Here is a 25,266-nt window from a genome sequence, read left to right as displayed (position 1 = left end):
GGGCGCGGAGAGTACCATAGCCCTCGTGACGAGGGGGATCGTCACGCGCTCCGAACCCGAGGGTGCGCAAACTGGGGCCGTTCTCGATGCTGAGGCGACGCCTGTACCGACGCGCCACCGGCGCGCGTGGCCGTGGATCGTGGTCGCGTTGCTCACCGTGCTGCTGGTGGGCGGCGTCGTCGCCGGCGCCTTCGCGATGCAGTTCTGGTCGGAGGCGCAACGGGCCCGTGCCGCCGTCGAGAGGGCGGCCGCCGGGATCGAGTCGCTCCGCGCCGATCTCGATGCTGCCGACACGGCGCAGCTTCGCGCCGTCACCGATGAGGTCCAGGCCAACGTCACGCTCGCCGTCCGCACGGTCGACGGACCGCTGTGGGACATCGCCATGAACGTGCCGTTCGTCGGGCAGAACGTCGACGCCGTGCGGCGCGTGACGCATGCCGTCGACGTGCTCGTCGACCGCGCGCTGCCGGCGGGGCTGCAGTTCATGGCCGCCACCGACTTCGACCGGCTCGCCGTGGCCGGCGGCGGGATCGACCTCGAGCCCTTCCGCCAGGTGCAGAGCTCGATCCCGGAGATCGCGGCGGCCTTCACCGAGGCCCAGGAGATCGTCGCGCCGATCGACACCTCGACACTGCTTCCCGAGGTGAGCGAGTCGATCTCCGACATCCTCGGCTTCATCGACCTTGCGACCCCGGCCCTGGGCGTGGCCGAGAAGTACCTGCCGACGCTGCTCGACATGGCCGGCTCCGCGGGCACCAAGACGTACCTGCTGATGTTCCAGAACAACGCCGAGATCCGCGCCACCGGCGGCAATCCCGCCGCGAGCATGATCGTGACGCTCACCGACGGCAAGCTCGGGTACGTCGATCAGGGCAGCTCCCAGACGTTCTACGACGCGGGCACGCAGGGCAACGAGTACGTGCCGCTGCCGGGCGAGACGATGGGCATCTACCTTCCCACGCTGACGAGGCACTCGCAGGACTTCACCTTCACCCCCGACTTCCCGACGACGGCGCAGCTGTTCCAGGCGCTGTGGACCCACACGACGGGCGCCACCTTCGACGGCGTCGTCTCGATCGACCCGGTGGTGCTGTCCCACATGCTGGCGGTGTCGGGGCCGGTCACGCTCGGCGACGGGGAGCTCTTGACCGCCGACAACGCGGTCAAGGTGCTGCTGAGCGACGCGTACGAGCGGTACCCGGCCGGCGCCGATTCGGACGCCTTCTTCGCGGATGCTGCGCGGCAGGTGTTCGCTCACCTCACCTCGTCGTCGTGGGATCCGCTGCAGATGCTCGCCGCGCTCGAGCAGTCGGCGAAGGAGCAGCGCATCAACCTGGCGTTCACCGATCCGGCGGCGCAGGCGCTCGCCGTGGAGTTCGGTCTCGACGGCGCCCTCGCCGGTGACACGGCCACGCAGACGCAGGTGGGGATCTACCTGAACGACTCGGCCGTCAGCAAGCTCGACTACCACCTCGCCACGGCGGTCACCGCGACCTGCGATGCCGCGGCGCGCACCATCACGACCACGATGACGATGCACAACGGGATCACCGACGACATCCGCAGCAACTACACCCTGGGGTACCGCAACCGGCAGCTGGGGGTGCCGCGTACGACGATGATCCTCGACGTCCTGTTCTTCGCGCCCCCGGGCGCGCAGATCACGCAGACGGTTCCGGCGCGCGGCGACGTCGCGCGGTGGGAGCGCAGTGGGGTGGAGAAGGGCAACACGGCGGTGAGCAAGACCGTGTTCATCGGCAGGGGGGAGACCGAGACCGTCTCGTTCACCACCGTGTTGCCCGCCGGCGACCTCGGTCCGCTGCGCCTGCGCCACACCCCCACCGCCACCGAGACGCCCGTCACGATCGACGCGAGCTGCAACGCCCTCTTCCCTGCGGCCTCGGGTGGGTGAGGAGCGAGGAACAAGCCGGACGAAGCGCCCCCGCACCCTCCCGAACCCTCGGGGGCGTTTCGTCTCTCACCCGCTCATGATCGACGGATCGGGGTCGCTCCACTTCTCGATCCCCTGCACCACCCAGAACGCGAAGAACAGCGCGAGCGCGATCGCCTCGACGATGAGGACGATGGGGATGCCGGAGCCGTTCGCCTGCGGCAGCAGCACCACGTAGGCCACGAGCACGAGCACGAGCCCAGCCGCGATCGCGGTGTACAGCGCCCGGAACAACGGAGTCGGAGGAGGACCCTGGCGGGGGAAGGCGTTGCGTACGGCGACCGCGGCGAACAGCGCGAAGAACGCCGTGGTCGCGAAGAAGTGCGCGTTCTGCACAAACGCATCGCGGGCGAACGCCCACGTCAGCCCCGTCACCGCGAGCACCGCGGCCGCGATCACCAGCGACGGCCACACCGCGGCGAGCGACACCTGGCCGAGCGCGCCGAGCAGCAGGGCCACCAGCAGCATCAGCACGCCGAGCACGAGATACACGACGACGCCGTTCGCGGCGTCGGGCTCGTACTCGGGCGGGAAGCAGCGTCCGCTGCACGTCACGCCGACTCCCGGCACGGTGCCCGCGACCACGGTCGTCGGCACCAGCGCGATGAGCGGCGCGAACAGCGCGGCGGCGTCGAGGAGCGCCCGCTCGGCGCCACGCCCCGACAGGGCGAACAGCGCGAGCGAGACCGCGATCAGGGCCCCCACGAACACGTCGCGGGCCGGCGTGTAGAAGTAGTCGCTGATCGACGTCAGCCAGCCGTAGGTCGCCGCGGCCTGGAGGATCGCGACGAAGATCGCGACGACGGTGCCGGCGAGCCCGATCCGCAGATAGCGGTAGGTGCGCTCGAGCGACGTCGACGCGGCGGATGCCATGGCGATCACGATAGCGGTCGGCCCCGACGGCGGCGCCGACGGGAGCAGCTCGTCAGCGCGAGTCGCGCGAGCGGCGCACCGCGGCGACGACCGCGAGCGCGGCGCCGGCGAGCAGGAGTGCGCCGCCGCCGATCCAGAGGCCGATGGTCTGGCCCTGGTCGAGGCCCGTCGCGGGCAGCCCGTCGGCGCCGGTGATGGTGACGGCGGCCGTGCCGCCGGCGGAGGTCGACGACACCGCGGCGATGTTGTAGGTGCCGGTGGCGTTCGAAGGGAGTGCGATGTCGACCGCCGCGAGCGAGCCGTCGGCCTCGGACGAGGCGGTGCTGCTCGCCGTCGTGATCGCGAACTTCACCATGCCGATGCGCGCGGCGGCGCCGTTCTCACCGGTCACGGTGATCGTGATGGCCTCGTCGGGCGAGAAGGTCTCGGCGTCGCACTGGAAGGAGATGGTGCCGCCGGCCTGCGCCGTCGGGGTCGCGGTGCACGAGCCCGAAGGAGGGTAGATCGTGGACGCGTTCGCCGCAGCGGGCGCGGCTATGACCGCTCCGAGGGCGAGCATGACGGCGACAGCGGCTCGGGGGAGGAGTCTGGGCGTGGGGGATCCGGTGATGTGGGGCATCGGGAGCAGTCTACGAACCGCCGCACACCGCGGCAACTGCGGCCGGCGGCGCGAGCGTCGGCGTGCCGGCGGCCTCGAGCGTCGGGGCGACCGGTTCGCTCGCCCGCGCGGTGACCGTCGCCGTCACCGACCCGCCCGGCGGCAGGTCGATCGCGAAGCTGACGACGCGGCGCCCGTCGTGCGTCCCGCCGCCGAATCCGGTGCCGTCCGACATCGTCGCGTCGACCAGTTCGAACCCCTCCGGCAGGTACAGGTAGCCGATGGTGCGGGTGATGCCCGCGGGCACGCCGAAGGCGCTGTCACCGGTGATGTAGGCGGGAAGGGATGCCGCGTCCGCGGGCGCCGTGTTGCCCACGGTGACGGTCAGCACGGCGTCGCCGGTCGCGGTCCCTGCCGCGTCGACGGTGCAGTTCGACCACTCGAGCTTCGTCGTCGCGTTCTGGTAGAAGTCCATCTTCGAGCCGGTGCCGTCGTTGACGTAGACGCCGAAGCGTGAGGCCTCCTCGTCCGACACGGGCAGCCCGCCGGCGAGCGTGGTGTCGGCGAGCAGGGTCTGCTCGTTCTCGTGCGTGCTCCACAGCAGCAGGCGGTCCTCATCGCCGGCGCGGGTGAGGGCGGCCACGAGCGCGGCCGGGTCGACGTCGCCGCCCGAGAGCCTCTCGAACACGGCGGCCGCGGCCATCGCGAAGAAGGCGTCCTGGTCGGCCGGGCGGGTATAGCGGGCGTAGACGTCGTTGAGCAGAAGCTGCACGGCGTTGTCGGGCGCGAGCACGTCTCCCGTCGGCAGGGAGATGGGTCCGGTCGCCTCGAGCAGGTACGACAGGGCGACCGGGTCGAGCGAGATCACCCCGTCGACCTGCTGCCCGCCGTGCTCGCGCGCCCACATCTCGCGGGCGAGCGCGCCGCTGATCGCGAAGTCCGGCACCTGGGTCACGTTCTGGATCCACCGGCCCGGCCGGTCGCCGTAGATCGCCGCGACCTCGTCGCCGAGCGGCAATACGGGCGCGTCGTAGCGGGGGTAGTCGCTGGAGGACTCCTGCGCGGCGAGGCTGAGCGCGCCCCCTTCGGTGTGGATGAGGGCCATCGCGCCGGGGATCCCGCCCAGTGAGCGCCACTCCGCGTTGTTCTGGAACAGCACGAGGTAGTCGCGCGGCGCGTCGGCGCCGAGCATCGACGGCAGCAGCTGTGTCGCACGGGCGAGTGCGTCGGTGGCGACGCCGGCCTCGGTGAGCAGCCCGTCGACCTCTTCCACGGCCTCTCGCACGGGCGCGACGAGTGCGGTGCGGTCGATCGACGAGACGGATGCTGCGGCAGCACCGACCCCGTCACTCGCGGTCTGCGCGGCGCCGCTGATCTGCTGCAGCGGTGCGAGGTCGAGGCGTCCGTCCTGGGGGCGGAGTGCGTCGACCTGGAACGAGGCGGCGACCTCGGAGAGCGGACGCAGCGCCGTGCTCGTGACGCCGTCCAGGGACTCGGCGACGGTGGCCACGGCGGCCAGCTGCGGGCCGACCCAGGGGAGGCCTTCGGCCAGCTCCCACACCGGGTCGGAGGTCATCGCGTGCGCGGCGCCGGTGTCGGCGGCGAGGGCGCTGATCGCGTCGCTCGCGGCGGCGGGATCGGAGAGGTTGTCCCGCACCGCGGCCGCGGTCTGCTGCGCATCCCGGAGGTGGCCGTAGGCGAGGGCTCCGCGCACGCCGACCCACACGGTGGCGACCACGGCGAGGATGAGCAGGCCGCCGAGGACCGCGGCGAAGACGACGCCCCCGCGGCGCACGGAGCGGGGCAGGGGAGAGTCGGTCACCGCTCCACCCTACGGGGCGGTTCCGAACATCGGCTCCGAGGTCAGCGGGTGTCTGCTCCGGCGTAGTCGCCCTGGTACTGGTAGCCGTAGTACCCGCCGTTCTTGCGCGGCACCCGGTTCAGCACCACCCCGAGCACGCGGGCATTGGCCTTGGCGAGGTTCGCGATCGCCTTGTGCAGCATGTCGTAGGTCGTCTTGCCGGCGCCGACCACGATGAGCGCCCCGTCGGCGGCGGTGGTGAGGACCGCGGCATCCGTCACCGGAAGGAGGGGCGGAGAGTCGATGATGACGAGGGCGTGCTCGGTGAGGCTCTGCACGAGCGCCTGCATGCGGTTCGAGCCGAGCACCTCGCTGGGGTTCGGCGGCACGCGGCCGGCGGTGATGACGGCGAGGTTGCGGCTCGCGCCGACATTGTGCACGACCTCGTTGAGCTCGGCGCGTCCGGCGAGCACGTCCGTGAGGCCGGCGCCGTCGGGCAGTCCGAACACCGTCGAGACCATGGGACGGCGCAGGTCCGCGTCGAGGAGGACGACGTGACGGCCCGCCGCGGCGAGGCTCACGGCGAGGTTGGCGGCCATCGTGGACTTGCCGTCGCCGGGGAGCGGGCTTGTGACCACGATCGCGCGGGGCGGGTTGTCGACGTCCATGAACTGGAGGTTCGTGCGCAGTTCGCGCATCGCCTCGGCGAGCGGGGCCGACGCGGAGTGCTGGCTCTCGAAGTCGGCGAGGCCGCGCTCGACGCTCAGGCCCTTGTCGATCGGCAGGGTCCCGACGACGGGCACGCCGGTCTCGCGTTCGATGTCGCGCGGGTCGCGCAGGCGCCGGTCGAGCACGTGGCGCACCACCGCGTAGCCGATGCCGAGGGCGAGTCCGACGAGTGCGCCGAGCGCGAGCGCGAGGCGCACGTTCGGTGACGACGGCGCGGTGGGCAGACGTGCCGAGTCGCCGGTGACGAGCGTGACGGCGGCGGTGCCGGTCTCGTCGGTGCCCTCCACGGTGTTGATCTGCTGCACCATGCACCCGAGCCACGACTCGGCGAGATCACGCGCCTCTTCGGGGCTCGATGCGGTCGCGGTCACCCGCACGATGACGGTGTCGAGCGGGTTCGAGACGTCGACGCGGGTGACGAGCGCCTCGGGCGTGGTGCTCAGCCCGAGCTCCTCGATCGCGCACTCGGCGACGGCGCGCCACGAGCCGAGCTCGACATACGACGTCACCTTGCTACGGGCGAGCTGGTCGCCGACGAGCGACGAGCCGGTGTCGGATCCCGCGTTCGTCGCCGTGACGATGCCGCTGGCGTTCGCCGTGTAGACCTTGGGCTGCAGGGCGGTCCATCCCCAGGCCACGGCGACACCCAGGAGGGTGAGGATCACGATGGCGAGCCAATGCGCTCGCACGATGCGCAGGTAATCCCGCAGCTCCATGGGCCCCCTCCCAGTTCCCCCGTACACTACCGCGTGTGACCGGCAACCTCGTGATCGCTGCCCTGGGGGTGCGGGTGGGCATCGTGTGCGACGGCCTCGACGGTGATTCGCGGGCTGCGGTCGAGACGGCCTGGCAGGATGCGCGGACGGATGCTGCGCACGTGGGCGGTCCTGACGTCGAGGTGGTCGCGGGGGCGGGTGGCAGCATCCGTGCCCTGCTGTCGTCGCTGTCCCAGCGCGTGACGCTCGCGGCGATCGAGGCCCAGCGCGGGCGGCTCTGGATGCTGCACGCCGCCGGCATCGCTCTGCCCGACGGCCGGGTGGTGGCGCTCGTGGGCCCGAGCGGTCGCGGCAAGACGACGGCGTCGCGGGTTCTGGGCGAAGCGTACGGGTACGTGTCGGATGAGACGGTGGCGATCGACGCCGAGGGCCGCGTGCACCCGTACCGGAAGCCGCTGTCGATCATCGAGCCCGGCGAGTCCGACAAGGCGCAGCGCGCGCCGTCGGCACTGGGTCTTGGTTCGTTGCCGGATGGCGAGCTGCGCCTCGCGGGGATCCTGCTGCTCGACCGGCGAGAGGGCGTCGACGGCGCGGTCGTTTCGGACGTCGACCTCGGCGACGCGCTCGAGGAGCTGGTCGCCCAGTCGAGCTATCTCACGAATCTCCCGGCGCCGCTTCGCACCATCGCCGCGCACGTGGCGTCGGTCGGCGGCGTGCGCCGGGTGTCGTACGCGGATGCCGCGGCCCTCGTCGCGGTGATCCCCGAGGTCGCTGCGGTGTCGCCGCCGTCGCCGCAGGTGTCGAAGTCGGTGTCGTCGGGGCACGGGCCGGTGGCTGCGGGCACGAGCGGGCGGCGCTTGTGTCGCGTGCCTCCGCTCGATGAGCTGCCGCTGGCTGATCCCGATCGACTGGCGCTCCTCCACATCGACGCCGATCACGCCGGCACCGTGCGCGTGCTCGCGGGCATCGCTCCCGCCCTGTGGCGTGCGGCCGACGGCGTCGAACTCGACGCGCTCGTGGACGCTGCGGTCTCTGCGCACGGGGTTCCGGAGGGGACGGATGCTGCCACCGCCGTCGCGTCGGCCGCCGATGAGCTCGTCGCGGCCGGCGTGCTGAAGGAATCGGCGCCGGTGCGCGCTCCCGACAGCCCGCTCTGGCGCATCCATGATGACGTCGCGTGGACGGGGGAGTCGCCGCGCGTGGTCGTGCTGGCACTGGCGAATCCCGCGGCGTCGCCCTTGGCGCTCGAGGGCTCGGCTGCGCTGATCTGGACCGCGCTCGCCGCCGGTCCCGGTTGCTCCGACGACATCGTGTCGCGCGTCGCCGCGTCGGCCGAGGTCGACGGCGACGTGATCCGGGATGACGTCGAGTCGTTCCTCGGAGCTCTCCGCGATCAGGAGCTGGTCTTCGCCGGCTGACGCGTGGATCAGCGCGTGGTGAACGTCAGTTGACGACCAGCGACTGCGTCCTGCTCGGCACCTGCACACCGTTGACGCTGAACGACACGGTGAAGGTCAGTTGGTGACCCTGGTTGCCCCGCTGGAACTCCGGGAAGGTGATCGTCGTCGAACCGCCGGCGGGAATCGTGACGGGCTGCGTCGTGAACGACGACTGGCCGTTGGCCGGAGCTGCCACACCGTTCCACGTGCCCTGCCCGGATGGCGAGACCGTGATCGTCGCGATGATCACAGTGGAAGCGGTCCCGTTGACTGCGACCTTGACAGCCACCACCTTCTTATCGGTCGATGCATTGGTCGGGGCGCTCGGTGCGATGAGGGCGGCCGCCTGCTGCTCGGTGAGCGGGCCGGAGGCGGCTGCCGCGGGAGCTGCCGTGGCGAGCACGACGACGGGCGCCGCCCACACGCCCATCTTGAGCAGCTTCCGGCGGTCGATGCCGGTGTCGGACGGTGCGAGAGCGCGCGCGAGCGTATCGGTCACTGTGTTCCCCCAGAGAACAGTCGTGGCTGACGGGCGTTCGGGCTCCCACAGCCGTGAACAGAACGGGCGACCCCTCGCCCGCCGTGCGGTCGCCCCAAGCAACCGACGTGATGCTCACCCTAGCGGAGCCGCCGGGGGCTCCCGTTCACCCTGGGGGACAGGATCCGGTTCTTTACATGATCCTGAGCCTCCCGCGGCGAGCCCGAAACATGGGCGTCGCCGATCCGCAACCCGGCGCGCGTAGCGTGAACTCGTGACGACGGCGTCGCGGACCTGGGGGAAGGGGTGCGGGATGGCGAGGTCACGACGTCGGCGGCGGCGTTACGAGATCGGGCAGGAGCCGTGGCTGCTCCGCGAGTACGGTGGGGCGCCGATGTGGCTCATCTGTGTGGCGGTGGCGTTCCTCGCGGCGGTCTGCGTGCTCTGGCTCGTCATGGGCTGACACGGCGGCGGTGGGTCCAGACGGCCCGCGCGCCGGCAGGGCCGGAACGGATGCCGCGCCCCCAACGCGCCAGTCGCGCCCGCGTGCGTCCGCGGAACGTGTCGACGGTCTCGGGCCGGGCGACGAGCAGGTCGCGCCGCGTGGGCCACACCGCGCGCCACAGGATGCGCGGCCGCGCGCGCCACGGTGACTTGCGCAGCGCGAGCAGCCAGAAGTAGGTGCCATGGGATCCCGCGCTAACGCGCTCGCGCCAGTCCCGCAGGTCTGGTGACGCCAGCTCCACGGCCGAAGGCTCGACGAAGACCCCGAGCCGAGGGAGCACCGTCTCGAGTGTGGCGACGCAGCCGGTCTCGCGGGCGAGCGAACCCAGGTCGGCCCGCTCGGCGTCGGTGAACGGCGTGCGCAGCAGCTGCTCGAGTTCGTCGAGGTGGCGCGGCTGGATCGTCGCGCCGCGCAGGGAGTGCAGCCCGAGCACGAGGGCTCCGGCGATCCTGTCCAGCGCGAGGCAGTCGTGGTGCGCCAGCGGCAGCGCCCACCGGTGTCGCCAGAGCGCTTCGAACACGTCGGCGGGGTCGGCGAGGAATCCCGGAAAGAAGCTGTGCACATCGAGGTCGCACGGCCACCCGTCGCGCAGGTACGTGTCCGAGTGCAGGGTGGTGAGCTCGCCGACGAATCCCGACGGCCGCTTCGTCCATCCGGATTCCGCGATCGCCTCGCACAGCTCGTCGAACCGCGCCGGCTCGACGAGCACATCGACGTCCGCCGACACCCGCTCTTCACGCAGCCCGTGGAGGTGCAGCGCGGGCCCCTTGATGAGAAGTGCACGGATGCCGCGCCGCTCGGCCAGCGCAGTCACCCAGGCGGCGGCGAGCTCGTCGGCTTCGTCCAGGCGCAGCAGCACCGTTGCGTCGGTCGAGGCATCGGTGGGCACGGGCCCACGATAACGGGGGTTCATGCGGCGAAGTCGTATCGGGCGCGTCCGCCGAGGCGCGGCGTGCGCTCCGGATCAACGAAGGCCGGTGGGATGAGCCACACCCTGGCTTGTCGGCCGGTGCCTTCCACCCGGATGTCCCACCCGTTGTCATGTATCCGGTGGTGACAGGATTCGCAGAGCAGCACCCCGTTGTCGAGGTCGGTGGGGCCGGCATCTCGCATCCACCAGCGGATGTGATGCACTTTCGTGAACTGGGGCGGAAGCCCGCACCCGACGCACCCGCCGTCGCGCTCGCCGAGCGCGAGCTTCTGGGACCTCGAGTACAGCCGCCGCTCGCGGCCCCAGTCGAGGATCTCGCTGTCGCCGCCGAGCACGCAGGGGATCACCGATGCGCTCCAGGCGAGCTTGCGCGCGGCCGACGCAGAGATCGGAGCGTCGATCCCGTCGATCTGGGCGGTGCCGGTGCCCTCGCGAAGGGTGTCGAGCGTCATGCGCACAACGACTGTCACGCCGTTGAGAGGGAGGTCGTTCTCGGCGCATCCGAGGGCGTGTTCGCAGATGCTCACGAACGCATCGGCCTGCATCTGCGGGATCGTGCGACGCTCGGCCTCGGTCGTCTCATCGAGCAGGGGCGTTGCGGGCTCGTCGGTCCTCGCGGACGTGGCGCGGAGTGACTCGCGGGCGCCGCCGGGCCCGGTGTCGCGCTGGGCGCGGAGTTTCGCGGTGACCATGCCTTCGATCGCGGTCACGACCGGCGCGCCGCTCACGGGGTCGAACTTGCCGTTGATGACGATCATGCCGGAGCGATCGCGGCGGATGGTGAGCGACGTCTCGGCGGCCAGGTCTGCTTCGCGCGGCTCGACGCCGTCGGGATCGAGCCAGGCCTGCGCGCGGAGGATGAGCTTCGAGAGCGCGTCGAGAGGGAGCCCTGCAGCCTGTTCGACGAGGAGCTGCTCGGCCTGCTCGATCTTTTCAGCGCCGGCGCGGATGGCGACGCGGTCGAGCATCGCGATGATCGCCGACGCGGCTTGTGCGCCGATGCGACCGTCGCTGAGCCCTTGCCCGACGTGAGGGTGCCGGGCGGGCGCCTTGTCGCCCGACAGCAGCGTGCGTGGCGTCGTGGCATCGCCGACCTTCACGAGCCGCGCGGCGTCGCCGGTGGTCGTGCCCATCGTCGCGGCGATGAACTGCGTGGGATTGCGGAAGCCCTGGATCTTCGCGAGGCTGTCGGGCCCGAGTCCGGGCCGTGACTGCCGCTGGATCTCGGACGCCACCATCGCCTGCACACTCTCGGCGAGACGCTTGCCGCGCCCGATCTGGTCGTTGAGCGCGATCAGTTCGGCCGGTGTGAGCGACGCGATGTCGCGCCCGTCGGGCAGGATTCCCCGCGCAACGTCGATCGCCTCCGCGAGGGATGACAGTGCGCTGGTCATGAAGCCAGCGTATCGAAGATTGACGCGAGTTTCAAATATTTGTTCGAAACGATCTGTGTATCCATGGGTGATGAGAGCTCATGTGGGCGCACACTTCCCGTTGCTGAGACTCCGCAGGGCCGCCATTGTCGAGCCGCGCTCCGAACCTGAGGGCGCCGCTTCGATGCAATCACGCAGTGGGCCGCTCCGCAATGTAGATTAGCAACTATCTTCGATTATCTGCTCTCGGCTCCCAGTTCTCTGCACGCACACCACCTCGCGAGTAGAATCGCCGCACTGCGCGGCAGCGTCGCGGCGCCCGATCGAGGGGAGCGCGCCATCGCCGATGCATCCCCTCTCGCGCCCGCGCAGACGACGTCCACAGCGGCGGTCGCCACCCTGCACCTGCGTCGCACGCAAGGGCGCGGCATCCGTCTGCTCGTCATCTACGGCGTGCTGCTCGCGCTCATCGCGTTCTGGCCGACACCCGTGGATCGCGGCGCGTCGGACTTTATCGACCGGATCACGCGGGCGGTTCCGTGGCTCACGTACGACCTCATCGAGACGGTCGCGAACGTCGCGCTGTTCGTGCCGTTCGGGGTGCTGCTGGCGCTCGTGCTTCCGCTGCACCGCGGGCTCGTCGTGCCGATCGCCCTCGCCACCACGCTCATCATCGAGTCGGGGCAGGCGCTGATCCTCTCCGAGCGCACGCCGAGCCTGCGCGACATCGTCGCCAACGTGCTGGGCGCCACCATCGGCCTCGCCATCGTGCACCTGAGGGAGCGTCGCAAGATCCGGGATTGACGTATGCCGCGGCCCACCATTTGCCGCTCCGAGCGCGTCCTGCGGCCCGACAGTCGAAAGGGATTGCCCTCACTCTGTGCGGTTCGGTGCCCGCTCACGCTCTTGTGGCAGCTTCGATGCGTCGCTACGATGCGGCCATCGGTCGCTGGGGCACTGAGCGGCTGAGGGGGTATGGCGCCGTGACGACGGATCACCGGTATTCGGCGCGCCTTCGTCAACGACGACCGGGGGCGAGAAATGACGGACGACGAGACCCGAGCACCGCAGGACCATCCCGCGGAGGGCGTGCCACCAGAGCAGCCGCCGCCAGAGGAACGACTGGCGCAGCCGCCGCAGGCGCCCGGCCAACCGATGTCCGGACAACCGGCAGCGGGTCGGCCTGAACAGGCCACGCCGGCGATTCAGCACACCCAGGGTCAACCCGCGTCAGCCCAGGCTGTATCAGGCGGTGGGCAGCCGACACCGCTCGTGCTGTCGGCCACGCCGGAAGGCGGCACGGCGACGGTGGCGCCCAAGCCGCTCACCGACCTTCCGCCTGGCAAGAAGGTGACGTTCGTCGTCGCGCATCCGTCGCCGATTCCCGTTCCGGCGCTGTTCGCCGGCACGCAGAAGCTTGATTCGGTGAACTTCACGAACGACGCCAACGCCGCGACCTCGACGACATGGCAAGCGACGACGTCATTCACCGAAGCGCCCGAGCACGACCTCTACGCAAGCGTCATCGTCGGCGGCGTCGTCCACCGATCGCCGCCGATCCGTGTCGCGCTCGCGAGCACTGCACCCGCCCCTCCTGCGGAGAACCCACCGGGCGCGCCGGCCGAGATCCAGATCGGCGAGTACGATCCTGAGTTCGCCAAGTGGACCGGCGGCGTATTCCGCGCACTGGCGTTCGTCGTGTTGGCGTTGGGCGGTTGGATCATCCTGTGGACCCTGCCGATGGGCGGATCGGGGTGCTGCACCGAGGTCGACTTCCAGGAACGGATCATCGCGGCCGGCAGCGTGCTCGCTCTGGTCGCGGGTGCCGTCGCCGTGTTGATGGGCGTCTGGCTGTCGGTCTTGGAGGTGAGGGGGAGGCAACGTGCGCGCGCCTTGCTCGCCGCCGAGACGACGCGAGGCGGCATCGGGCTGCCCATCCAAGACATCGAGAAGCTCGCCGCCGCGCTGAGCAAGGTGCGGGGGACGATCGCCGCCTACGTCGTGGGGGTCATTCTCATCGTTCTGGGGCTCGGAGGACTATTGGGCGGGGACGCGCTGGTGTCGTCGGGGGCGACTACGCCTGACCCGGCGGTCTCCACCCCTGCCCCACGGGATTGAGCAGGCCATGACCACGCACGCGGTGCTCATCGGTGTCGAGGCGCCACAGGCACTCCGCTGGTCGTCCGGTCAGAGCCGTTTCGAGCCCGCGGCCGGCGCTCTGCGAGAGGGCGACATCGCGTTCGCGAGGCTCGACGGCGTGGCGAACGACCTCGATGCGTACGCGCGGATTCTGGAGAACTCCGAGGTCGACAGTGGTGAGCTTCAGGTCGAACGGCTCGACGAACCGGCCCGGGCAACCTTGGAATCCGTCACGACCGAGCTCTCGCGGCACGTCGATACGCAGCATCCATGCACGTGTTCGACGCTGGTGATCGTGATGGTTGGTCACGGCTTCCGGTGGATGTCGTACGACGACAGCGAGCCGGATCGCATGGACGAGCTGTTCGCGCTCGCGGATCTGCCGCTCATCGACGACTGGTGGGTGCCGTTCTGGAAAGGTGCACGGGCCGACATGAAGGCGGTCGTCATCGTGGACTCCTGCCATTCCGACTCGATCGCCTACCGCGCGGCGCCCATCGAGCCTGTCATCCACTACGACACCACGAGCGCGGGGCCGCGTCGTGTGCTGATCTCGGCGTCGATGCAGGAGCAACAGGCGCGCGAGCGTTCGTTCGGTAACAAGGTGCAGGGAGTGCTCACACGGGAGTTGCTGCGATCGTGGGACACGCCGGCGAATCGCGGAAGTTACAGCACGTGGTACGACTATGCGTCGCGATTCGTCAACAACCCGTATCAGACTGCCGTCATGCGCGTCGTGGATCCCTTCGCGAGCATGGAGCGCGAGCTCCCCTTCGTGTGATCGCCGGATCGCCGCCGGCAGGATGTCACGACCCGAAGTACGCCCGCGCCGACCGCGTGTAGAGCAGGATCAGGCCGATGATCGACAGGATGCTGCCGCCGATCGCCGACCAGGCGCTCTCGCCGTTGAACATCCCGAGCACCTCGAACACGATGTTCGCGATGAACACGATCGTCGCGATCGTGCGGGCGGTGTGGTTGCCGCGCCACAGGCCGACGCCGACGGCGAGGGTCACGATGCCGATGATGAGACTGATCCACCCGAGGATCGCCGGCCACGTGATGAAGGCGCCCGCGATGATCACGAAGATCGAGCCGATGATCTGCAGGAAGCCCGAGATCCAGGCGATGATGGCGACGAGGGTGACGCCGAGCGGGCGCTGAGTCATGTGTGTCCTCCGTGGCGAGAAGGGAGTCGGCTGCGTGGCTCCCAACGTAGCGGTCTCACACGGCCGCGGCGCGCACATCGGCGCACGATCCCCGCCGCCGGCGCCGCGAGCCGGCCTTTCGGCGAGACCGCTTGAACCGCACCTGGACCAGGACTACTGTCAGCGCCACTGGGGCTGAACCGTCGAGACCGCTGGGGGTGGTCGCGTGTTCCGCATGTTCCTTGCCGTGCTCACGAGCGTCGCGCTGGTCGTCGGGGGTACGGCTCCCGCACAGGCGTCCTCCGTGGACGCCGGCTGCTACGACGACGCGCCTTATCGCGTCGACCACCCCTACGACGGCGACGACGTCGTGGTCTGCGGCGTGACGCCTTACGGTGACTGGTTCGTCCGCAACGACAGCGACACGATCTGGGCCCTCACCTCGCCCGAGGTGAGGATCTTCGAGCTCGCCATCGGCACCGTCAGATCGCACCTCTTCCACGAGTCGGCGAAGTCGTTCTACCGGTACATCTTCCTCGCGCCGGGCGATGAGGTGCTCATCCCCTCTGATGCCGGCGGCGTGGAGTACGCCGTGCAGCCCGATCTCGCGTTCATGTGGATCTTCTACGACCAGCTCGTCGACAAGCTCGAGGACAAGACCCACGAGACCGTCGGAGACGTCGTCGCGGGCAAGAGCAGCCGTCGCGCCGCCCTGTGGACATGCAGCCTCGCCTTGTGGAATGCGGCTCGCGAGTACGACCCGACAGCCACGTGGACCGACGACCCCGAGGCGATCTGGGACTATGCGGTGGATCGACTGGAAGAGGGAACCGCCTGCGCCGACGCCTGGGCCAAGGCGAGGAAGACGACAGCCGAGGTGCGCTTCCCGGCGTACAAGAGCATCGTGCTCAAAGTGACCCAGAACGGCGGTGCTCTCACCGACGAAGCGATCGTGAAGCTCTCTGCGACGAAGTCGATCCTCGCGAATCTCGGCGATCTCGTCTGCTTCCTGCCCAAGATCAGGGGAATCGGATGCTGAGCCCCAGCCTCCCCGGCTGACCAGGCGTGGTGGTCACACACGCACCGCGCCGACGTGCTCCCGATACCAGGCCACGGTTCGCTCGAGCCCCTCCTCCAGCGGGATCTTCGAGGTCCAGCCGGACTCGGCGAGCTTCGACACGTCGAGCAGCTTCTGCGGCGTCCCGTCGGGCTGGGAAGTGTCCCACTCGGTCTCTCCCTCGAAACCCACCACGCCGGCGATCGTGTCGGCGACCTCCCGGATCGTGACATCCGACCCGGTCCCGACGTTGACCTGCTCCGGTCCGTCGTAGTGCTCAAGCAGGTGCAGGACGGCGTCTGCCATGTCGTCGGAGTGCAGGAACTCGCGCCGCGGCGTCCCGGTGCCCCAGTTCGTCACCGAGGAGGCGCCGGCCCTCGCCGCTTCGTCGTACCGGCGGATCAGCGCCGGGAGCACGTGCGAACCCTGGGGCGAGAAGTTGTCGTTCGGCCCGTACAGGTTCGTGGGCATCGCCGAGATCCAGGGCAGCCCGTACTGGCGACGCACCGCCTGCACGTTGAGAATGCCGGCGATCTTGGCGATCGCGTAGGCATCGTTCGTCGGCTCCAGGTGGCCGGTGAGCAGTGCGTCCTCACGGATGGGCTGCTTCGCGAACTTCGGGTAGATGCACGACGAGCCGAGGAAGGCGACCCGCTCGACCTCGTTCGCGACCGCGGCGTCCAGCACGTTCGACTGGATGCGGAGGTTGTCGCTGAGGAAGTCGACGGGGTAGGTGCTGTTCGCCAGGATCCCGCCGACCTTGGCCGCGGCGAGGACGAGGTATCGCGGCCGGATCTCGGCCATATAGGCGAAGACGTCGTCGCGGTTCTTGAGGTCGAGTTCGGCGGAGGTCTTGCCGACGATGTTCGTGAAGCCCGCGGCCTCGAACCGGCGCACGATGGCGGAGCCGACGAGTCCGCGGTGGCCCGCGACGTAGAACGTCGCGTCGCGGTCGAGCTCGCCGGGAGAGAACCCGACACCGTCGGTCACGGTGGTCATGGGCCCACCAGCGACGGCTCGGGCGTCCACGAGGCGAGGTTGACCGAGTCGATCCACTCCGGGCGCTTGTCGAGCGCCTCGATGTCGGCATCGACCATGAGCTTCGCGAGGTCCTTGCCGTCGAGTGTCGCCGCCCACCCGAGCTTCTCGGCCGCCTTGGCCGGGTCGCCGATGAGCGCGTCGACCTCGGTCGGGCGAAGATAGCGCTCATCGAACTTGACGAACTCCTGCCAGTCCAGGCCCACATGCCCGAACGACGCCTCCAGGAAGTCCCGGATCGTGTAACCCCGCCCCGTCGCCAGCACGAAGTCTTCGGGTTCATCGACCTGCAGCATCCGCCACATGCCTTCCACGTACTCGGCCGCGTAGCCCCAGTCTCTGATCGAGTCCAGGTTGCCGAGGTAGAGGTCCTTCTGGTCGCCCGCCTGGATGCGGGCGACCGCGCGGGAGATCTTGCGCGTGACGAAGGTCTCTCCCCGGCGCGGGGACTCATGGTTGAAGAGGACGCCGTTCACGGCGAACATGTCGTACGCCTCGCGGTAGTTCTTCGTGATCCAGAAGCTGTACAGCTTCGCGGCCGCGTACGGTGAGCGCGGGTAGAACGGCGACAGCTCGTTCTGCGGCGGGGGTGTGGCGCCGTACAGCTCCGACGTGGACGCCTGATAGAACTTCGTGTCGATCCCCGACGACCGCACGGCCTCGAGCAGGCGGACCGTGCCGATCCCCGTCGTGTCGGCGGTGTGCACGGGCTCGTCGAACGACACCCGCACGTGCGATTGCGCGGCGAGGTTGTACACCTCGTTCGGATGGATCTTCACGAGCAGGCTCACGAGTCCTGCGCCGTCGCTGAGGTCGCCGTAGTGGAGGAACAGCCTGGCGCTCGGATCGTGCGGATCGACGTAGAGATGGTCGATCCGCTGCGTGTTGAAGGTCGAGGCGCGGCGTATCAGGCCGTGGACCTCGTAGCCCTTCCCGAGCAGGAGCTCGGCGAGGTAAGAGCCGTCCTGACCGGTGATCCCGGTGATGAGTGCACGCTTCACGTCGTACTCCGTCCCCCAGCGACGTGCGGGGGCGTTCGGGCGTCTCCGCACGCGTCACGGATTCCGTGACGGCGGCAGCCAGGCTCTCGGTGAACCTGTCGGGAGCTGTCTCACCGTCGAGAATAGGGCGACGATACCGCAGGCTGCCCGCGGAAAACAGGCTCCCTTCGATCGCCGGCGCAACGCGCTCCTAGGATCGACTCATGCTCATCGGCCGCATCCGCCCTGTCGAAACCCGCACCGTCGATGTGGAAGGCGTCTCGCTCGAGGCACTGAATGCCGCCGTCACCGCGCAGCTGCCGGCGGGCTGGGTCGTGACCGACGTCCCGGCGGCGATGCCGAAGGGCTCGCAGCTGCTCACCTCGACCGCCACGATCGCGCGCCGCGGCGACGTCGAAGAGATCGAGGCGGACGACATGGCGGCCCTCGAGGCCAAGGTGCCGGAGGGCTGGCAGCTGCTCAGCGTCCACGCGCTCTGACGCCCCGGCCCCTCGGTCCGGGGATGCAGGCCCCGTGAGTCAGGGGCGTCCCATGCCGTGGTAGGCCCATCCGGCGCCCCGCCAGGCGGTGGCGTCCCAGCCGTTGCGGCCGTCGATGACGACTTTGCCGCGGGTGAGGGTGGCGGCGTGTTCGGGGGTGAGTTCGCGGCGGTATTCGTCCCACTCGGTGACGAGGATGATGGCGTCGGCTTCGCGGAGGGCTTCGTCGCGGTCTTCGACGTAGTTCAGCTGGGGGTGCAGGCGCTGGGCGTTGTGGATCGCGGCGGGGTCGGTGATGGTGACCCAGGCGCCGAGGCCGTGCAGGCGGACGGCGACGTCGAGTGCGGGGGAGTCGCGGATGTCGTCGCTGTGGGGTTTGAACGCGGCGCCGAGCACGGTGATGTTCTTCTTGAACACGGATCCGTCGAGGGCTTCGAGGACGAGCTGCACGGCGCGTTCGCGGCGGCGCAGGTTGATCGCGTCGACTTCGCGGAGGAACGCGACGGATTCGCCGCGGCCGAGTTCTTCGGCGCGGGCGGAGAACGCGCGGATGTCTTTGGGCAGGCACCCGCCGCCGAAGCCGATGCCGGCGCCGAGGAAGCGGCGGCCGATGCGGACGTCGTGGCCGATGGCGTCGGCGAGCTGGGTGACGTCGGCGCCGGTGACCTCGGCGATCTCGGCCATCGCGTTGATGAAGGAGATCTTGGTGGCCAGGAACGCGTTGGCGGCGACCTTGACCAGTTCGGCGGTGGCGAGGTCGGTGACGATGAACGGCGTGTCCTTCGCGACGGCCGTGTGGTACACCTCGCGCAGCACGTCGGCTGCTGTCTCGCCGGGGTCGCCAGCGGGCACGCCCACGACGAGCCGGTCGGGGTCGATGGTGTCTTTGACGGCGAATCCTTCGCGCAGGAACTCCGGGTTCCACACCAGCGTCGCGCCGGTCGCCTCGACCCGGGGGGTGAGCTCGGCGGCGGTGCCGACCGGGACGGTCGACTTGCCGGCGACGATGTCGCCGGCCGACAGGTAGGGCAGCAGTCCATCGACGGCCGCGTTGACGTAGGTGAGGTCGGCGGCGTATCCGTCTTTCTGCTGCGGGGTGCCGACGCCCACGAAGTGCACCTTCGCGCCCTGCGCCTGGGACATGTCGGTGGTGAAGCGGAGCCGGCCGGAGGCGATGCCCTCGGTGAGGATCTCCTGCAGCCCGGGCTCGAAGAACGGCGCTTCACCCTTCGACAGCGACGCGACCTTGCGCTGGTCGACGTCGATACCGACCACCTCGTGACCGATCGACGCCATCGCCGCAGCGTGGACGGCTCCGAGATACCCGCAGCCGATGACAGACAGACGCATGAGTGTGCCCTTCCGGGATGGGACTAGATCGCCCGAACGGGCGATGGAGAACAGGAAGGGGCAGCATCGACCCAGCTCACAGCGATCTTTGCATGACTCGCACCCGACGCGGGAGTCAGCACACCGCGAACGGCGTCTCTGTGACGCAGACCGGCGCCGTCGAGCTGCCGGAAGTCCAGCGACAGCCCCGCACCCAGCGCCTTGGCGTAGGACTCCTTCACCGTCCACAGCTGGGTGAGCCACGCCCGCCGTTCGGCAGGGGCCAGCCCCCCGGCACGGCGGCGTTCGGACGGGGTGCACAGGCGACGCACGAGCGAGGGCTGATCGAAGACGGAGGCGACGAGCTCGACGTCGACGCCGATCCGCCCGTGCTCGACCACCCCGACGACGAGCCGGTCGCCGGCGTGGGCGATGCTCACATCCAGTGTCGAGTCGGCCAGACGCGGCTTCACCCCGCGGGGCGTCGCCTCGAACCCGCTCCAGGGACGCCTCAGGCGCACCGTGACGATGTCGCGCACCCAGCGGCGCGCCGTCAGGTACGACGCGACGCGTGTCTCGTCGAGCGAGCCGAGGGTGGCGGCATCCGTTCCGAGAAGATCGTCGGCGTCGATGTCGGATGCGACGGCGGGGACCCGGCCCGTCACGACGTGCACGCCCCGCGCGGACACGAGCGTGCGCCGGGCGCCGTCTCGGCGCTCACTCATCGGCACGCTGCCGGATGCCCTCGGCGAGCTCGCGGATCGTGGGGTGGTCCCACACGATCGTCGGGTCGACCTCGAGCTGGAACTCGTCCTCGATGTCGCCGCAGAGCGTCAGGGCGTAGACGGAGTCCAGCCCGAGCTCGGCGAGCGGAGTGTCGACGGTGAACGCGTCGGCCTGGATCTTGCCGTAGGCGACGACGCGTCCGACGAGCCATTGCTCGATCTCGGTGGTGGTCAGCTGTGCGGGCATTGTCGTCCTTTCGATTCACATCGGCGAGGCGGTCGCGCGGGCGGGACCGATCGCCATCTCCTCGCCGCTCGCGGCGCGGGCTTCGGCGTGCGCGACGAGCCGCGCCACGAGGTCGGCGGGAAGCGGCGGCTGCCGCCGCACCACCCGCCCACGGATGCGCCTGAGCGACGCCTCCATCACGAGCGGGTCGCCCGCGATCGCCTCCGAGCCGCGCGCGTGCATCCACCCGGCGACCACGGCGGCGGCCGCGGTGAGCAGCGACACGCGATGGGCGAGCGCGAGCACCGCGTGCCGGTCGCCCGCTTCCGGCTCTCCCGCATCCAACGCGGTCTCGGCCGCGGCGGCGGCGAGAGCCACGTGCACCTCGACCGCGCCGGGGGCGTCTGCGGCGATCGCCGCCATGACCTCGGGTCGCAAGAGCGACGCCGGGGCGGCAGCATCCGTATCCGCGCACCAGGCCGCGAGCCCGTCGAGTGCGGCCGGGAGCGGGTCGGCGAGCTCGGGCACGAGGGCGACGAGTGCCGAGAGGTCGCGCACGTGCTGCTCGATGAGCTCGAACGGCGCGATGCGCGCGTAGAACGTGGAGCCGGCGAGCACCGACACCTGCTGGGCCGCGTCGGCGAGCAGCAGGCACGAGAGGTGAGCGGCCAGGGGAACGGCGACGGATGCTGCGGGGGCATGCGCGTCCGCAAGGCACACGGCCGCGCTGCTCAGGGCGTCGGCGGTCAGCGCATCCGCGAGGGCCGCGGCCAGCAGGCTCCGGGCGTGCGGGATGTCGAGCACCGTCCCGCCGTACAGCTCGCGGGCGCGGGCGTACCGCACGGATTCGCGCAGCGCGGCGTCGAGCGCACCCAGAGCTGCGGCGGGCACCGCGGCCCGCACGACGGCGGCGTCGGGCCGCCCCGAGGTCTTGAGCCCCGGCCCGGCCTCGAGCCCCGGCGCGGCCGGCGCATCGAAGCGGTACGTCCGCAGCGCGCTCGTCACCACCTCGCCGCCCTCGGGCGCGACCGCCGCGACCCCGATCCGCCCGATGAGCGGTTCGAGGGCGTCGAGTCCGGCCGAGACGTCGCGCCCGAATGCGGGACGCGCGCGCTCCACGCTCTCCGCGATGCTCACGAGCGCTCCGTCCAGGAACCCAGCAGCGTCACGGTCTCGCCCGCCTCGTGCACTCTCACAGCGGCGTCGAGCACCGCGTCGGCGACCGGGGCCTGAACCGGATCTGCGCCGAGGCGGTTCGCCACCCGCTGCAGCACCGCCGCGAGCCACGCGTCGCTCTCGCCCAGCGGCCCCGGGATCGCCCGCGATCGCGCCAGATGGACGGCGAGAGCGCACGCGCCGCCGAAGACGAGCGCGAACCGCTCGGCGAGGTGGAAGGCGAGGGGGTCGGGCTGCGACTGCCGGGGCAGGTCTTCCGCCTCGGCGAGGAGCGCGGCGTACTCGTCGCCGATGCGCCGCGCGGCGTCGACCGCGGCGCGAGACGTGCGCCCGTCGTCGACGGCGTCGACCAGCGCGGGCACCGACCGCAGCAGACGCGAGCCGTGCCGGGTGACGAGGCGCAGCGCCGTCGTGTCGATCGCATCGTGCCGCGCGTCTGCGCGCAGCGGTGCCAGCACCTCTGCCATGCCCGGCGGCTCCGCCGGGCGGAGCTGGTTCGGCAGCTCGTTGACGATCATGTTGAGGTTGACGACGGAGTTGCCGTCGAAGATGCCGACGACGCGGCTGTCGCGTGCGGCCTTCTGGAAGGCGCCGAAGGCGGACGGATGCAGCGCCCCTGCGTGGTCCGTGCCCACGACGAGGGCTCGCGCGCCGAGCAGTCGCGTCAGGTCGCGGAACAGCAGGTCGGCGGTGTCGGGACCGAGGAACTTCACCAGCGCGCTGACGAGCGCCATCTCGCCGGGGAAGGCGTGGGCCGACCGTACGCCGACCAGCATCAGGCACTCCACGAGAAGCGCATCGGCCACGGCGATGCCCAGCGACCTCCGGGCCGTCGGCGAGTCGAGAAGGCGGCCGCCTGGGCCGTCCGGCACGGCGGCGGCATCCAGGGCGGTCTGCAGCGCCCGGTCGACGGCGCCCATCGACAGGCCGGTCGTGAAGGGCCGCGTGAGCTGCAGGCTTTTCAGCACGATCTCGAGGCCGTGGCCTTCGGGGCCGACGACGGCGTCCGCGCCCACGACGGACCCCTCGAACCGGATGCCGGCGAGGTTGGCGCCGCGCAGGCCATGGGAGGACACCTTCGGCTCGTACCCGATTGTGGCCGGGTCGGCCTCCTCCTTGTCGACCAGCACGAGCGACAGCGAGCGCGGCCCGCCCCGTTCGTCGGAGCGGGCGAGCACCGTCATCGCGCGGCAGCGGACGGCGTTGTTGATCGGCCACTTCCCGCCGTCGACCCTCACCGAGCCGGGGCCGATCTTCGCGGTGGTCGCGGACCGCGACAGATCGGAGCCGCCACCGCGCTCGGTCAGCCCCCACGAGACGGGGCGGCCGGTGTCGACGAGACCCGCCATACGGGTCGCGATCGGGCCGTCGGCGACCCACGCGCAGATCGCCCCGAGGAAGGTCTTGCCGTGCGCCGCGGCGACGGTGAAGTCGCGCCGCGCGAGGTGGCGGATCATGAGCAGCGGCACGAGCGCGTCGTCGAGCATGCCGCCATGGGCCGCGGGGATGTACCACCGCTGCAGGCCGAACGCGGTGACGGCGGCGATCTCGTCGTCGGGGAAGGCCGACGCCTCGTCGAGGAGCACCGATCGCCGCGTCGAGACCACGGCGTCGTCGTCGGCAGGGTCGCCGAGGAACGCGTCGAACGCGCGGACGGGTGCGAGCGCGCCGGCGTACGTGCCGGTGGCGACCGAGGTCATGACCGGACCGCCTCGAACCCGTCGAGGTGCACCAGCTGCAGGCGCTGCTCGTGGAGGAGCCGCCGAGTGAGGGCGCGCTGCACCTTCCCGCTGGTGGTGCGTGGCAGCGTGCCCTTGCGGATGAGCGCCACGCCCAGCGCGGGGAGCGTGAACTCCTCGCCCACGCGCGCACGCAGCGCCCTGGTGAGCGCATCGAGCTCCTCCGGGGTCGTCGAGGGCTCCACCTCTGCGACGATGCCGACCTCCGGCGCCGCGCCCGGGCGCTCGAACGCCGCGCTGAGGCATCCGGTTCCCAGGAGTTCCGCCGCGCTGTGCTCGAGGTCCTGCGGATAGATGTTGCGTCCGCGCACGATGATCAGGTCCTTGAGGCGCCCGGTGATGACGAGCTCGCCGTCGATCATCGCCCCGAGGTCGCCGGTGCGGAGGTACACCTCATCGGGGACGCCGGCGAGGGTCGCGCCGAAGTCCGTCGCGGTCTGCTCGGGCCGGCGCCAGTATCCCTGCGTCACGCTCGTGCCGCGCACCCAGATCTCGCCGATGCGCCCGTCGCGGAGCTCGGTCGCCGTAGCCGGGTCGACGATGGCGATCTCCATGCCCGCGCCCGGCGCGCCGCACGGCACGAGTTGGGCGCTGCGCTCGCCGTCGGTCGCCGGCGCGATCTCGTCGCGCTCCAGCGCGTCGGCGCTCACGACGATCGCCCGTGGCGGCACGCTGTCGCGGTGCGCAGTGATGAGGAGTGTCGTCTCGGCCATGCCGAATGCGGGCACGAAGGCCTCGCCTCGGAACCCGGCCGGCGCGAACCGCGCCGTGAACGCCTCCAGCGTGTCGATGCGCACGGGCTCCGCGCCGGTGATGACGGTCTTCAGCGACGACAGGTCGAGTTCGGCGAGCTGGTCGTCCGTCACCAGGCGGCTGCACAGCGCGAAGGCGAAGTCGGGCCCGACGGTGTGCGTCGCGCGGTGCTCGGTGATGAGCCGCAGCCACAGCACCGGGCGCCGGAGGAACTGCGACGGCGAGGTCATGTGGAGGCTCGCGCCGGCGAAGATCGGCTGCAGGATCTGCCCGATCAAGCCCATGTCGTGGTAGTGCGGCAGCCAGCCGACGGCCACCGAGTCCGGTGTCAGGCCGACGATCCCGCCGATCGCCTGCTGGTTCGCGTAGAGGTTGCCGTGCGACACCATGACGCCCTTGGGCAGCCCGGTCGAGCCCGACGTGTACTGCAGGATCGCGAGCGCCGATTCGTCGATGTCGGGCATGCGCCACTCGTCGGCCGACCCCGAGGCGGGTCCGTCGACCGGGATCACGACGGCGTCCGCGATCGACGTCTCGCCCGCGAGCCCGAGCCCGTCGAGCGCACCGGTCTCGGTGAGCACGGCCTTGGCACCGGCGTCCTGGAGGATCGCGAAGAGACGCTGGCGCACAGCATCCGCGTTCCGCATCGCAGTGATGGGCACCGGAGCGGCCGCGACGCCCGCGTACAGGCAGGCGAGCAGCGCCCGCACGAACGGCAGGCCGGGCTCGAAGGCGAGGATCGCGACGTCGCCGGGCACGAGTCCGGCCCCGGCGAGTTCGACGGCCCGGGCCCGCGCGTCGGCGTCGAGCTCCGCGTACGTCGCCTCCGAGAAGTCGGTGGGCGAACGATAGAAACGGATGCCGCGTCCCTCGGCGGTCGCCGCCGTCAGGCGCAGTCGGCGCACGAACTCGCTGCCGCGCTCCGGGGCGCCGCCCTCCCTCGTGGGCACCTCGGCCCCCGGCACGTGCACTTCGCTGTCGGTCATCGCGGACTCCCCTCGGTCCTGACGCCGTGTGCGTCCCGCGAGTCCGTCCCCGAAAATTCCCCATGGCCGTGCCGGC

Annotated in this window: 24 protein-coding genes; 8 read left to right on the top strand and 16 right to left on the bottom strand. The window is 70.7% G+C overall.

Features of this window, described 5'->3' with window-relative positions; genetic code table 11:
* Positions 1–25: 25 nt before the first annotated feature.
* Positions 26–1,912, top strand: a complete 1,887-nt coding sequence (locus tag JNB61_RS20530) for a DUF4012 domain-containing protein (RefSeq protein WP_220340085.1) — start codon at positions 26–28, stop codon at positions 1,910–1,912.
* 66 nt (positions 1,913–1,978) lie between these two features.
* Here JNB61_RS20530 and JNB61_RS14450 read toward each other — a convergent pair whose 3' ends face one another.
* The 4 genes from JNB61_RS14450 to JNB61_RS14435 are packed head-to-tail and all read right to left on the bottom strand — an operon-like array spanning position 1,979 to position 6,668.
* The gene (locus JNB61_RS14450; protein ID WP_220340084.1) at positions 1,979–2,824 is read right to left on the bottom strand and encodes a hypothetical protein; all 846 of its coding nucleotides are present in this window, start codon (positions 2,822–2,824) and stop codon (positions 1,979–1,981) included.
* 52 nt (positions 2,825–2,876) lie between these two features.
* On the bottom strand, positions 2,877–3,443 hold the full coding sequence (locus tag JNB61_RS14445) for an LPXTG cell wall anchor domain-containing protein (RefSeq protein WP_220340083.1): 567 nt from the start codon (positions 3,441–3,443) through the stop codon (positions 2,877–2,879).
* 10 nt (positions 3,444–3,453) lie between these two features.
* Positions 3,454–5,244 (bottom strand): DUF4012 domain-containing protein, encoded by a 1,791-nt coding sequence (locus JNB61_RS14440; RefSeq protein ID WP_308291273.1) that lies wholly within the window; start codon positions 5,242–5,244, stop codon positions 3,454–3,456.
* A 41-nt stretch (positions 5,245–5,285) separates the two neighbouring features.
* Positions 5,286–6,668, bottom strand: coding sequence for a polysaccharide biosynthesis tyrosine autokinase (locus JNB61_RS14435; protein ID WP_220292353.1), 1,383 nt, complete (start codon positions 6,666–6,668; stop codon positions 5,286–5,288).
* 35 nt (positions 6,669–6,703) lie between these two features.
* Between JNB61_RS14435 and JNB61_RS14430 the strand changes: the two genes are divergently transcribed.
* The gene (locus JNB61_RS14430; RefSeq protein WP_220340082.1) at positions 6,704–8,086 is read left to right on the top strand and encodes a PqqD family peptide modification chaperone; all 1,383 of its coding nucleotides are present in this window, start codon (positions 6,704–6,706) and stop codon (positions 8,084–8,086) included.
* Positions 8,087–8,111: 25 nt separating this feature from the next.
* Here the strand turns inward: JNB61_RS14430 and JNB61_RS14425 are convergent, their stop codons facing one another.
* On the bottom strand, positions 8,112–8,606 hold the full coding sequence (locus tag JNB61_RS14425; protein ID WP_220340081.1) for a hypothetical protein: 495 nt from the start codon (positions 8,604–8,606) through the stop codon (positions 8,112–8,114).
* Between the two features lie 292 nt (positions 8,607–8,898).
* On the opposite strand from JNB61_RS14425, the gene JNB61_RS14420 reads away from it, so the two are divergent.
* On the top strand, positions 8,899–9,048 hold the full coding sequence (locus JNB61_RS14420; protein ID WP_220292347.1) for a hypothetical protein: 150 nt from the start codon (positions 8,899–8,901) through the stop codon (positions 9,046–9,048).
* Here JNB61_RS14420 and JNB61_RS14415 read toward each other — a convergent pair.
* On the bottom strand, positions 9,038–9,979 hold the full coding sequence (locus JNB61_RS14415) for a nucleotidyltransferase family protein (protein WP_220340080.1): 942 nt from the start codon (positions 9,977–9,979) through the stop codon (positions 9,038–9,040). The genes JNB61_RS14420 and JNB61_RS14415 overlap by 11 nt on opposite strands.
* 20 nt (positions 9,980–9,999) lie before the next feature.
* Positions 10,000–11,415, bottom strand: a complete 1,416-nt coding sequence (locus tag JNB61_RS14410) for an HNH endonuclease signature motif containing protein (protein WP_220340079.1) — start codon at positions 11,413–11,415, stop codon at positions 10,000–10,002.
* Positions 11,416–11,847: 432 nt separating this feature from the next.
* On the opposite strand from JNB61_RS14410, the gene JNB61_RS14405 reads away from it, so the two are divergent.
* The 3 genes from JNB61_RS14405 to JNB61_RS14395 all read left to right on the top strand — a co-directional run bounded on the left by JNB61_RS14405 (position 11,848) and on the right by JNB61_RS14395 (position 14,314).
* The gene (locus JNB61_RS14405) at positions 11,848–12,198 is read left to right on the top strand and encodes a VanZ family protein (protein ID WP_220340078.1); all 351 of its coding nucleotides are present in this window, start codon (positions 11,848–11,850) and stop codon (positions 12,196–12,198) included.
* A gap of 237 nt (positions 12,199–12,435) precedes the next feature.
* The gene (locus JNB61_RS14400) at positions 12,436–13,512 is read left to right on the top strand and encodes a hypothetical protein (protein ID WP_220340077.1); all 1,077 of its coding nucleotides are present in this window, start codon (positions 12,436–12,438) and stop codon (positions 13,510–13,512) included.
* A gap of 7 nt (positions 13,513–13,519) precedes the next feature.
* A complete protein-coding gene (locus JNB61_RS14395) occupies positions 13,520–14,314 on the top strand; it encodes a caspase family protein (RefSeq protein WP_220340076.1) in 795 nt (264 codons plus the stop codon).
* A gap of 25 nt (positions 14,315–14,339) precedes the next feature.
* On the opposite strand, the gene JNB61_RS14390 is transcribed toward JNB61_RS14395, so the two are convergent.
* Positions 14,340–14,702 carry a hypothetical protein gene (locus tag JNB61_RS14390; protein ID WP_220340075.1) on the bottom strand — a complete coding sequence of 121 codons (363 nt, stop codon included), beginning with the start codon at positions 14,700–14,702 and terminating at the stop codon, positions 14,340–14,342.
* 214 nt (positions 14,703–14,916) lie between these two features.
* On the opposite strand from JNB61_RS14390, the gene JNB61_RS14385 reads away from it, so the two are divergent.
* Positions 14,917–15,720: a hypothetical protein gene (locus tag JNB61_RS14385; RefSeq protein WP_220340074.1), complete on the top strand. Its 804-nt coding sequence runs from the start codon at positions 14,917–14,919 to the stop codon at positions 15,718–15,720.
* Between the two features lie 33 nt (positions 15,721–15,753).
* Here JNB61_RS14385 and JNB61_RS14380 read toward each other — a convergent pair whose 3' ends face one another.
* Both JNB61_RS14380 and gmd read right to left on the bottom strand, forming a co-directional pair.
* On the bottom strand, positions 15,754–16,737 hold the full coding sequence (locus JNB61_RS14380; protein WP_220340073.1) for a GDP-L-fucose synthase family protein: 984 nt from the start codon (positions 16,735–16,737) through the stop codon (positions 15,754–15,756).
* Entirely contained in the window at positions 16,734–17,777 is a 1,044-nt protein-coding gene (gene gmd, locus JNB61_RS14375; protein WP_159846771.1) for a GDP-mannose 4,6-dehydratase, read from the bottom strand. The genes JNB61_RS14380 and gmd overlap by 4 nt, the downstream gene beginning before the upstream one ends.
* 203 nt (positions 17,778–17,980) lie before the next feature.
* Here gmd and JNB61_RS14370 point away from each other — a divergent pair, with 203 nt between their 5' ends.
* Positions 17,981–18,256: a hypothetical protein gene (locus JNB61_RS14370; protein WP_159846768.1), complete on the top strand. Its 276-nt coding sequence runs from the start codon at positions 17,981–17,983 to the stop codon at positions 18,254–18,256.
* A gap of 39 nt (positions 18,257–18,295) precedes the next feature.
* Here the strand turns inward: JNB61_RS14370 and JNB61_RS14365 are convergent, their stop codons facing one another.
* From JNB61_RS14365 to JNB61_RS14340, 6 genes are read right to left on the bottom strand one after another with little or no spacing between them, the layout of a single operon-like run.
* Positions 18,296–19,606: a UDP-glucose dehydrogenase family protein gene (locus JNB61_RS14365; RefSeq protein ID WP_220340072.1), complete on the bottom strand. Its 1,311-nt coding sequence runs from the start codon at positions 19,604–19,606 to the stop codon at positions 18,296–18,298.
* Between the two features lie 23 nt (positions 19,607–19,629).
* Positions 19,630–20,310: a 4'-phosphopantetheinyl transferase family protein gene (locus JNB61_RS14360; protein WP_220340071.1), complete on the bottom strand. Its 681-nt coding sequence runs from the start codon at positions 20,308–20,310 to the stop codon at positions 19,630–19,632.
* A complete protein-coding gene (locus tag JNB61_RS14355) occupies positions 20,303–20,557 on the bottom strand; it encodes an acyl carrier protein (protein ID WP_159846759.1) in 255 nt (84 codons plus the stop codon). The genes JNB61_RS14360 and JNB61_RS14355 overlap by 8 nt, the downstream gene beginning before the upstream one ends.
* 15 nt (positions 20,558–20,572) lie before the next feature.
* Complete coding sequence (locus JNB61_RS14350) at positions 20,573–21,673, bottom strand: acyl-CoA dehydrogenase family protein (RefSeq protein ID WP_220340070.1); 1,101 nt, start codon at positions 21,671–21,673, stop codon at positions 20,573–20,575.
* On the bottom strand, positions 21,670–23,412 hold the full coding sequence (locus tag JNB61_RS14345; protein ID WP_220340069.1) for an acyl-CoA dehydrogenase family protein: 1,743 nt from the start codon (positions 23,410–23,412) through the stop codon (positions 21,670–21,672). Before JNB61_RS14345 ends, JNB61_RS14350 begins: the two co-directional genes overlap by 4 nt.
* Positions 23,409–25,190, bottom strand: a complete 1,782-nt coding sequence (locus JNB61_RS14340; RefSeq protein ID WP_220340068.1) for a fatty acyl-AMP ligase — start codon at positions 25,188–25,190, stop codon at positions 23,409–23,411. Before JNB61_RS14340 ends, JNB61_RS14345 begins: the two co-directional genes overlap by 4 nt.
* Positions 25,191–25,266: the final 76 nt, after the last annotated feature.

The sequence above is a fragment of the Microbacterium ureisolvens genome, assembly GCF_019511645.1.
Taxonomy (GTDB): domain Bacteria; phylum Actinomycetota; class Actinomycetes; order Actinomycetales; family Microbacteriaceae; genus Microbacterium; species Microbacterium ureisolvens_A.
Note: the sequence above shows the minus strand (reverse complement) of the source record. Positions and strands in the feature narration are given on the sequence as shown.

Excerpts from the sequence above, each read along its gene's own strand:
- JNB61_RS14380 (WP_220340073.1), bottom strand. The coding sequence starts at position 16,737 with ATGACCACCGTGACCGACGGTGTCGGGTTCTCTCCCGGCGAGCTCGAC.
- JNB61_RS14450 (WP_220340084.1), bottom strand. The coding sequence starts at position 2,824 with ATGGCATCCGCCGCGTCGACGTCGCTCGAGCGCACCTACCGCTATCTG.
- JNB61_RS14410 (WP_220340079.1), bottom strand. The coding sequence starts at position 11,415 with ATGACCAGCGCACTGTCATCCCTCGCGGAGGCGATCGACGTTGCGCGG.
- JNB61_RS14400 (WP_220340077.1), top strand. The coding sequence starts at position 12,436 with ATGACGGACGACGAGACCCGAGCACCGCAGGACCATCCCGCGGAGGGC.
- JNB61_RS14420 (WP_220292347.1), top strand. The coding sequence starts at position 8,899 with ATGGCGAGGTCACGACGTCGGCGGCGGCGTTACGAGATCGGGCAGGAG.
- JNB61_RS14445 (WP_220340083.1), bottom strand. The coding sequence starts at position 3,443 with ATGCCCCACATCACCGGATCCCCCACGCCCAGACTCCTCCCCCGAGCC.
- JNB61_RS14345 (WP_220340069.1), bottom strand. The coding sequence starts at position 23,412 with ATGACCTCGGTCGCCACCGGCACGTACGCCGGCGCGCTCGCACCCGTC.
- JNB61_RS14365 (WP_220340072.1), bottom strand. The coding sequence starts at position 19,606 with ATGCGTCTGTCTGTCATCGGCTGCGGGTATCTCGGAGCCGTCCACGCT.
- JNB61_RS14395 (WP_220340076.1), top strand. The coding sequence starts at position 13,520 with ATGACCACGCACGCGGTGCTCATCGGTGTCGAGGCGCCACAGGCACTC.
- JNB61_RS14435 (WP_220292353.1), bottom strand. The coding sequence starts at position 6,668 with ATGGAGCTGCGGGATTACCTGCGCATCGTGCGAGCGCATTGGCTCGCC.
- JNB61_RS14385 (WP_220340074.1), top strand. The coding sequence starts at position 14,917 with ATGTTCCTTGCCGTGCTCACGAGCGTCGCGCTGGTCGTCGGGGGTACG.
- JNB61_RS14340 (WP_220340068.1), bottom strand. The coding sequence starts at position 25,190 with ATGACCGACAGCGAAGTGCACGTGCCGGGGGCCGAGGTGCCCACGAGG.
- JNB61_RS14390 (WP_220340075.1), bottom strand. The coding sequence starts at position 14,702 with ATGACTCAGCGCCCGCTCGGCGTCACCCTCGTCGCCATCATCGCCTGG.
- JNB61_RS14355 (WP_159846759.1), bottom strand. The coding sequence starts at position 20,557 with ATGCCCGCACAGCTGACCACCACCGAGATCGAGCAATGGCTCGTCGGA.
- JNB61_RS14370 (WP_159846768.1), top strand. The coding sequence starts at position 17,981 with ATGCTCATCGGCCGCATCCGCCCTGTCGAAACCCGCACCGTCGATGTG.
- JNB61_RS14360 (WP_220340071.1), bottom strand. The coding sequence starts at position 20,310 with ATGAGTGAGCGCCGAGACGGCGCCCGGCGCACGCTCGTGTCCGCGCGG.